This is a genomic window from Leisingera sp. F5, from assembly GCF_001593695.1.
Genome location: NZ_LUKH01000854.1, coordinates 1 through 1,567, shown reverse-complemented (window position 1 = coordinate 1,567; position 1,567 = coordinate 1). Strand labels below are relative to the sequence as shown.

Sequence of the window (1,567 nt, the reverse complement as noted above, 5' to 3'; positions counted from 1 at the left end):
CGACGGCATCCGCGATGCCGGGTTCAGCCAGTTGTTCCATATGCGGGAAAGCAGCAGCCCGGAGGAAAACGCAGGGCAGTTGCGCGGTTTCCTGGGGCTGGCCGAGGAGAAAGCCATGCAGATCGCCGGAACCCATTACCTGTTCGCAGATTGATCCGGCCGCCGCGCGCGGCAGCCCGCATTGACCAGATCAGGATTGCGGCTTTGCCATATACAGCCATATGCCGATGACCGGATTTGCCGCACATGGACCATAAAGACCGAAAGGATTGAAAGATGGCAGACCAGCCGGAACGCAAAGCCGTCTTCCTGACTGGCAGCCTGATGCGGCATGTCACCCGCATGTCGCTGACCGCCAGCATCGGGCTGATGGCGATGTTTGCGGTTGATTTCGTCGACATGGCCTTTATCGCGATGCTGGGAAATGACTCTCTGGCGGCTGCGGTGGGATATGCCGGAACGCTGCTGTTTTTCACCAATTCGATCAATATCGGATTGTCCATCGCCGCGGGCTCGCTGGTGGCGCGGGAGCTGGGCGCGGGGCGGCCGGATCAGGCGCAGCATTACGCCACCAGCGTGGCCGCCATGGGGGTGCTGACCGGGCTTTTGATGCCGGTGCTGGTGCTGACCTTTCTGGAACAGATCCTGGGGCTGCTTGGCGCCGAGGGCGAGGTGCTGCGGCTGGCCATGCGCTATGTCTGGATCATCCTGCCGACGATGTGGGTAGTGGCCCTGGCAATGACCGGCATGGCGGTGCTGCGCGCCCATGGCGATGCGCGCAGGTCAATGATGGCGACGCTGTACGGCGGCGGGTTGAACGCAGTGCTTGATCCGCTGCTGATCTTTGGCCTGGGGCTGGGGCTGGACGGGGCGGCCATTGCCTCGGTGCTGGCGCGCGCCTGTATGCTGGGGGCCGCCTTTTGGCCCGCCATCCGGGTCCATCAGGGCTTCATGCGGCCCTCGCTGCGGCAGATCGGCGGCGACCTGCGGGCAATCCGGGCGATTGCGGTACCTGCGGTGCTGACCAATGTTGCAACCCCGCTCGGCAATGCCATTGTCCTGCGTGAGATTGCTCAGTTCGGAACTGAGGCGGTCGCCGGGATGGCGGTGATCGGGCGCCTGATGCCGGTGGCCTTCTCGGTGATCTTTGCGCTGTCCGGTGCCATCGGCCCGATCATCGGTCAGAACTTTGGCGCCGGGCAGTTTGCCCGCGTGCGCCAGGCGTTTCTGGCCGGCGTCACCTTTACCGCGGTCTACGTTCTGCTGATGGCAGCGGTGCTGTTTGCCCTGCGCGAACCGATCGCGGATCTGTTCTCTGCCACCGGTGAGACCCGCGCACTGATCTATCTGTTCTGCGGGCCGCTGGCGCTGGCGTACTTTTTCAACGGGGTACTGTTTGTAGAAAACGCCAGCTTCAACAACCTCGGCCACCCGGTCTATTCCACTTGGATCAATTGGGGCCGCCATACCCTGGGGACCTGGCCGCTGGCGGTGCTGGGCGGCGCCCTGGGCGGTGCGCCGGGGGTTCTGCTGGGCCAGGCGGCCGGCGGGGGGATCTTTGCCTGCC

At 64.3% G+C, this 1,567-nt stretch carries 2 protein-coding genes; both read left to right on the top strand.

What is annotated here, in order from left to right; genetic code table 11:
* Nucleotides 1-7: 7 nt before the first annotated feature.
* Nucleotides 8-154: a DUF5928 domain-containing protein gene (locus A2I95_RS36755; protein WP_291737421.1), complete on the top strand. Its 147-nt coding sequence runs from the start codon at nt 8-10 to the stop codon at nt 152-154.
* A gap of 122 nt (nt 155-276) precedes the next feature.
* On the top strand, nt 277-1,567 hold a 1,291-nt coding region (locus tag A2I95_RS36750; protein WP_291737420.1), incomplete at its 3' end, for an MATE family efflux transporter.